This window comes from Halomonas halodenitrificans DSM 735 (genome assembly GCF_000620045.1).
Lineage (GTDB): Bacteria > Pseudomonadota > Gammaproteobacteria > Pseudomonadales > Halomonadaceae > Halomonas > Halomonas halodenitrificans.
Window position 1 is genome coordinate 364,932 of sequence record NZ_JHVH01000002.1, and the last position, 6,084, is coordinate 371,015.

The 6,084-nt window shown below is 62.5% G+C and carries 5 protein-coding genes; 4 read left to right on the top strand and 1 reads right to left on the bottom strand.

What is annotated here, in order from left to right; all coding sequences use genetic code 11:
* Positions 1-5: 5 nt before the first annotated feature.
* Complete coding sequence (locus Q358_RS0103575; protein WP_027960791.1) at positions 6-791, bottom strand: GntR family transcriptional regulator; 786 nt, start codon at positions 789-791, stop codon at positions 6-8.
* A 305-nt stretch (positions 792-1,096) separates the two neighbouring features.
* Between Q358_RS0103575 and Q358_RS0103580 the strand changes: the two genes are divergently transcribed.
* From Q358_RS0103580 to Q358_RS0103595, 4 genes are all read left to right on the top strand, one after another.
* Positions 1,097-1,852, top strand: coding sequence for a (Fe-S)-binding protein (locus tag Q358_RS0103580; protein WP_027960792.1), 756 nt, complete (start codon positions 1,097-1,099; stop codon positions 1,850-1,852).
* On the top strand, positions 1,849-3,303 hold the full coding sequence (locus Q358_RS0103585) for a LutB/LldF family L-lactate oxidation iron-sulfur protein (RefSeq protein ID WP_027960793.1): 1,455 nt from the start codon (positions 1,849-1,851) through the stop codon (positions 3,301-3,303). Before Q358_RS0103580 ends, Q358_RS0103585 begins: the two co-directional genes overlap by 4 nt.
* On the top strand, positions 3,300-3,992 hold the full coding sequence (locus Q358_RS16465; RefSeq protein ID WP_051530156.1) for a LutC/YkgG family protein: 693 nt from the start codon (positions 3,300-3,302) through the stop codon (positions 3,990-3,992). Before Q358_RS0103585 ends, Q358_RS16465 begins: the two co-directional genes overlap by 4 nt.
* 138 nt (positions 3,993-4,130) lie before the next feature.
* Positions 4,131-5,816, top strand: a complete 1,686-nt coding sequence (locus tag Q358_RS0103595) for a hypothetical protein (RefSeq protein ID WP_027960794.1) — start codon at positions 4,131-4,133, stop codon at positions 5,814-5,816.
* The last annotated feature ends 268 nt before the right edge of the window (positions 5,817-6,084 follow it).

Here is a 6,084-nt window from a genome sequence, read left to right on the forward strand (position 1 = left end):
CGCCGTCATGAAGTCCCTTCATGGCGTGGCGAGGGTATGGCCTGGGCGCGACGCAGGGCGCGTTGCGCTCGGGTCTCGGCCCGCTCGGCCTCGAGTAGCCCCTCTTCGACGAATACCAGGTGCTCGTGAGCGCGGGCCCTGGCGTCTTCGGCGCGTCCCTCGAGGATGGCATCGAGCAGGGCGCGGTGCTGAGCCATCAGCCGGGGACGAGCCCCGGGCTTCTCGAACAGGTGAACGAGATTATCCACGATGCTGCGTTCCAGCAGATGAAAGATGCCGCGAATGGTGTGCAGCAGCAATACATTGTGTGCGGCCTCGGCGATGGCCAGATGGAAGGCGGCGTCGGCCTTGGCCTCCTCCGCGGGAGCATGCCTATGGAAGCAGGCCTCGAGTTCCTCGAAGCGGCGGATCAACAGCGCCTTGTCGGTGGGTGTCGAGCGCAGTGCGGCGTAGTAAGCGGAGATTCCCTCCATGGCATCCCGGAACTCCAGCAGATCCAGATGAAATTCACCGTGGCGCGACAGCATCTCCAGCAACGGGTCGCTATAGCCGCTATTGAGCTCTTCGCTGACGAAGGTGCCCCCGCCCTGGCGGCTGATAAGCAGGCCGCGGGCGGAGAGCTTCTGGATGGCCTCGCGTAGCGAAGGGCGCGATACGCTGAAGCGTTCGGCCAGTTCGCGCTCGGGTGGCAGCTTCTGGCCGGGCTGGAGGCTGCCTTCGAGAATCATCGCTTCGAGGCGTTCGGTAATCACATCTGCCAGTCGTGGCTGGCGCAGGGGCGGATAGGCCATCGCGAGGCTCCGGCGGTCGTCGAGAAATTCAAAAAGGGCATGGCGGTATCTTACGTCAGGATATTGGTAATACCAATATCCTGTTTGGGCATGTTCGATACCAAAAAGATAATCGTGTTATTTCAAAAGCTTGACGTCGTCAAACAAGGTATAGACCAAAGTTCAGTGCCTTGGAGCAGAAAAAACACCGTATCTCGTTTGACACTATGGCGTGAGCCTTCTTAAGGTTCGTCAGTTCGCTTTGATAAATTGGTTTTACCATTTAACCAGAATGCCTGCGCAGCCAGCCGTTGAAGGAGTCGTCGATGACCGCAGTCAAGCTCTATCCGCCGAGGCCGGACAAGGTCTATCTTTTCGGCACCTGTCTGATCGACCTTCTCTATCCCGAGGCCGGAATGGACGCCCTTCGCCTGCTGGAGCGTGAAGGCATCGAGGTGCTGTACCCCCAGGATCAGACCTGCTGTGGCCAGCCGGCCTATACCTCCGGCTACCAGCGGGAGGCACGCGCCGTGGCGGCGGCTCAGCTCGACCTCTTCCCCGAGCCTTGGCCGATCATCGTGCCCTCCGGTTCCTGTGGCGGCATGATGCGCAAGCATTATCCGGGGCTGTTTGCCGGTACCGACCTCGAGACCCAGGCCAATGACGTGGCCGGGCGCATCTTCGAGCTGACCGAGTTTCTGGTCCATGTCTGCCACCTCGATCTCGAGGACCACGGCGAGCCCGAGCGGGTCGCCATGCACACCTCCTGCAGCGCCCGTCGTGAAATGGGGCTTGCCGAGACGGGGCCGGCGCTGCTGGCAGGGCTGGGCCAGGTAGAGTTGGTGGAGCAGGCGCGTGCCAGCGAGTGCTGCGGTTTCGGAGGCACCTTTGCCGTGCGCCATCCCGAGATCTCCGCCGCCATGGTGGAGGACAAGACTCAGGCCATCGAAGCCGCCGGGGCGCAGTGCTTCGTGACCTCTGACTGTGGCTGCATGATGAATATCGGTGGCCGCTTCGAGCAGCAGGGAAAGTCGATCAAGGGCGAGCATATCGCCAGCTACCTGTGGCGGAGGACCTCATGAGCGAACAGGCACCCGGTGTTCATACCTACCATCCGCGTGAGTTTCATCGTCAGGCACACGAGGCCCTGGATAATCCGCAGATTCGTGCCAACTTTCGCAAGGCGATGGATGGGCTGATGGCCAAGCGGTGCGACAGCTTCGATGACTGGGATCTGGAGGCCCTGCGTGAGCTGGGTGCCAATATTCGCCTGCGTGCACTTGCCAGGCTCCCCGACCTGCTGGAGCAGCTGGAGGCCAACTGCGAGGCCAACGGCGTTCGTGTGCACTGGGCGGAGGATGGTGATGAGGCTTGCCGAATTGTCCGCGAGATCTGCGAGAGTCATGGCGCGACCTCGGTGATCAAGGGCAAGTCGATGGTCACCGAGGAAATGCACCTCAATGACCACCTGGAAGAGGCGGGCATCGAGGCGTTGGAGTCGGATCTCGGCGAATACCTGGTGCAGCTCAACCAGCAGACTCCCTCGCATATCATCATGCCGGCGATCCATCTCAATACCGATGAGATCTCCCGGATCATGCACGACAAGACCGGAATCGAGCGTACCCGGGATGTCGACGCCATGACGGCGGCGGCACGGCAGCAGCTGCGTGAACGCTTCATGGCGGCGGGGGTGGGGGTCTCGGGAGTCAATTTTGCGGTCGCCGAGACCGGCACCCTCTGCCTGGTGGAAAACGAAGGCAACGGCCGCATGACCACCACGGTGCCGCCGGTGCATGTGGCGGTGACGGGCATCGAGAAAGTGGTCGAGCATCTGCGCGATGTTCCGCCTCTCTATTCATTGCTGACCCGCTCGGCCACCGGCCAACATGTCACCACCTACTTCAACATGATCGGCTCGCCCCGCAAGGAGGGTGAGCGTGATGGGCCGAAGGAGGTGCACCTGGTGTTGGTGGACGGCGGGCGCTCCGATATCTATCAGGACGACGAACTGCTGGATACCTTGCGCTGCATTCGCTGCGGCGCGTGCATGAATCACTGCCCCGTCTATACGCGTGTGGGCGGTCATACCTATGGCACGACCTATCCCGGCCCTATCGGCAGTATCCTCTCGCCGCATTTGATGGGGCTGGAGGAGACCCGGGACCTGCCCACCGCCTCGAGCCTTTGCGGCGCTTGCGGGGAGGTCTGTCCGGTGAAGATTCCGATTCCCGACCTGCTGGTACGCTTGCGCCAAGAGTCGGTCGGCGAGGGGCGGGGCAATGTAGCCGGCGCCGGGGTCAAGCGAAGCCGCAAGGAGCTTGCCGCCTGGAAGGGATTTCAGTGGTTGGCCACACACCCTTCCGCCTGGCGTGCCGGCACCTCGATGGCTGGCAAGCTGAGAGGGCTGACCCCCGCGAAACTGGGGGCCTGGACCCGGCACCGCACGGCTCCCAAGCCGGCGAGTACCACCCTGCATGCGCTGGTCAAGCAACACCAGGCGGCCAGGACCGACAAGGAGGAGTGCCGATGAGTGCTCGTGAGACGATTCTCAAGCGGCTGCGGGAGCGGGCCGATGGGGCGCTCAGCGCCCCCGAAAGCGACTTCTCCGTGATGACCGGTCGTGGCTGGAGTCCGCAAGAGCGGCTGGCCCGGTTCGAGCATTGGATCGGTTCGGTGCATGGCGAGGTGATCCATGTGGCCGAGGACGACTGGACGGGAGCGCTGACGACGCTGCTCGTCGACAAGGGGGTTCGCCGACTGGCGCTGGGTAAGCGGCATCCCGTCGCCGCCGAGGCGCGCCTTGCCCTGGCCGACGCGGGAGTCGCACTGGTCGATGTCGACCGCGATATCGAACAGTGGCAGCGAGAGCAGTTCGAGAATGTCGATGCCGGGCTGACATCGACGCGTGGCGCGATCGCCGAGACGGGAAGCCTGTGGCTGTGGCCGACGCCGGATGAGCCCAGGCTGATGAGCCTGGTGCCGCCGCTGCATATTGCCGTGCTGGATGCGGCCACGCTCGAAGACACCTTCTTCGATGTGATGGAGCGCCACGAATGGGCCGACGGCATGCCCACCAATGCCCTGCTGATCTCCGGACCCAGCAAGACGGCGGATATCGAGCAGACGCTGGCCTACGGAGTGCATGGGCCCCGCGAACTGGTGGTGATCGTGCGCCACGCCACGGCGGCCGATAGTCACGACACGCGCCCTGAAGCGTAATCCTGGAGCATTGTTTATACTCGACCGCCTGCGAGGAGTTTTCCTCGAGCCTTCCAATCTCAAAGGAGTGAGCGCGTGCCGAATAGACTATATAGCCGCAAGGTGGCTGGACCTCGTCGCCGGGGAAGGGGCGTCGTTATGGTTGCAGGTCTGGTCCTGCTGGCAGGATACGGCGACCATCTGCTGGCGCAGGGGGGTGAGCGTTTTGTTCGAGCCCCCGAGGCGGTGGTGGGTGATGTGCTGAGTGGGGAGCTGACCTCGACCAGCCCGGTCAACTTCAATAACGGTGCCCGCAACTCCTCCCACTGGCTCTGTCCCGCTACGGCCGATGATGGCGTAACAACCTACATGCTGGATGCTCCCTTCGATGCCGTATTGTCGGCCTATGACGACGAGGGGCGGTTTCTCGGTTCCGTGGCTAATGAGGAGGGTGCCCCGCTGTCGTTGCTCGTCGGGGCCGGTCGGGAGGACTGTTCGCTGGTCGTGGTCAACGGAAGCAGCGCCAAGGCCTTTGGGCCGTATCGCCTGATGGCTCGTCCTTCTGCAGCAAGTGAGCCGCTATCGCTCGATGCGCCCCTGACCGGGCTGCTGGATAAGGATGGCAAGGCGAGTCACTCTCTGAGCCTCGAGCAGGCCGGCCGGATCGAGCTGAATCTGATAAGTCGCGGTGGGTTATCTCTCGTCCTGCGTGGCGAGGGGCGTGAAGAGCGTGCCGATGCCTGTGTCGACGGTGAGCAACATCTTCAGGCATTTCTGGAGCCGGGGGATTATCGGGTCGAGCTGGCCTCGACCGCTGGTCGCGTGGTGCCTGGGTCCGACATGTGCGCAGGCAGCACCCTGGTGCTGGGTGAGGCCTATCAACTGGTAGCCAATGCCCAGGATCTGTCGACCGGGATGCGCAATGAAGGCCCGCTGAGAGGAGGGGACAGCATCACCGGCGTTCTCGAGAGCGGTGCCAGCAATCGCTATAGCCTGGAGCTCGATGAGCCGGCCAATATTTCCATCGCGCTGCGTTCGGGGCAGTTCGATACGGTGTTGAGCATTAGTGGCGCGGGGATGAACGTGAGCAATGATGATGGTGGCAACGGCACCGACTCATTGCTGGAGACAGTCCTGATGCCGGGCAGCTATCGCGTCGAAGTCGCCGGCTATGGTGCCGGTGAGGGTGACTATCACCTCGATGTTCGTCAGGCCGCCTTTGATGACGAGCTTGTCAATGAAGGCGAACTCGCCCTGGGTGACGCGCTGAGAGGCGTGCTGAGCGGCAGCGGGAGCAACCGCTATCGCCTGAGTCTCGAAGAAACCACCGACATCAGTGTGGCGGTTGATTCCTCCAACTTCGACGCGGTGCTTCGCCTGCATGGCAACGGTATCGATATCAGCGATGATGACAGTGGCGGAGATCTCAATGCGTTGTTGTCGGCCGTGCTCGAACCCGGCGACTATACCCTGGAGGCTCAGAGCTACTCGGGTAATGGGGTCTATGACCTGGCGGTCATGGGTGAGGCCTTTGAGGGAGAGTTGCGCAATGACGGAGAGCTCCGTGTCGGCGAAGCAGTGATCGGCAGCATGCAGTCGGGTAGTCCGCTGCACTACGAACTGGTGGTTGATGAGGCAGCGGTCGTTACCGTCGAGGCGACGTCACCCACGATCGACACGATGCTAGGCCTGAGCGGAAACGGGGTCGATGTGGAAAACGATGATGCAGACGGCCTGGACTACGGCTCACGTATCACGCAGCGGCTCGAGCCCGGCCGCTACGATGTCAGCGTCTCTGCCTGGGGGCAGGGAAGTGGCACGGTACGGCTCGAGACCCGACGCTAGCGCCTTGGATTCGGCGGCCGGCCGTGGCCCTGAAACTTTTTTACGCCGAGGGCTTGCAGGCCCGAGGGGAAAGCCGTAAAGTACGCATCCGCTGCCGGCAACGGGCAAACGTTGCAGGCGGTGAATGTGGCAGAAGTGACTGTTCTGCAATGGGTTTTTCGGAAGTCTTCGAAAATCACCGGTTGACAGTCGCGGCAGATTCGGTAGAATGTGCGCCACTCGTGACGAGGCCTCATTGAGGCGTCAGGCGAACCTCTCGATGCTTCGG

What these genes read in the sequence shown, in the direction of transcription:
- Q358_RS0103595 (WP_027960794.1), top strand. Translation starts at nt 4,131, where the DNA reads ATGGTTGCAGGTCTGGTCCTGCTGGCAGGATACGGCGACCATCTGCTG.
- Q358_RS16465 (WP_051530156.1), top strand. Translation starts at nt 3,300, where the DNA reads ATGAGTGCTCGTGAGACGATTCTCAAGCGGCTGCGGGAGCGGGCCGAT.
- Q358_RS0103585 (WP_027960793.1), top strand. Translation starts at nt 1,849, where the DNA reads ATGAGCGAACAGGCACCCGGTGTTCATACCTACCATCCGCGTGAGTTT.
- Q358_RS0103580 (WP_027960792.1), top strand. Translation starts at nt 1,097, where the DNA reads ATGACCGCAGTCAAGCTCTATCCGCCGAGGCCGGACAAGGTCTATCTT.
- Q358_RS0103575 (WP_027960791.1), bottom strand. Translation starts at nt 791, where the DNA reads ATGGCCTATCCGCCCCTGCGCCAGCCACGACTGGCAGATGTGATTACC.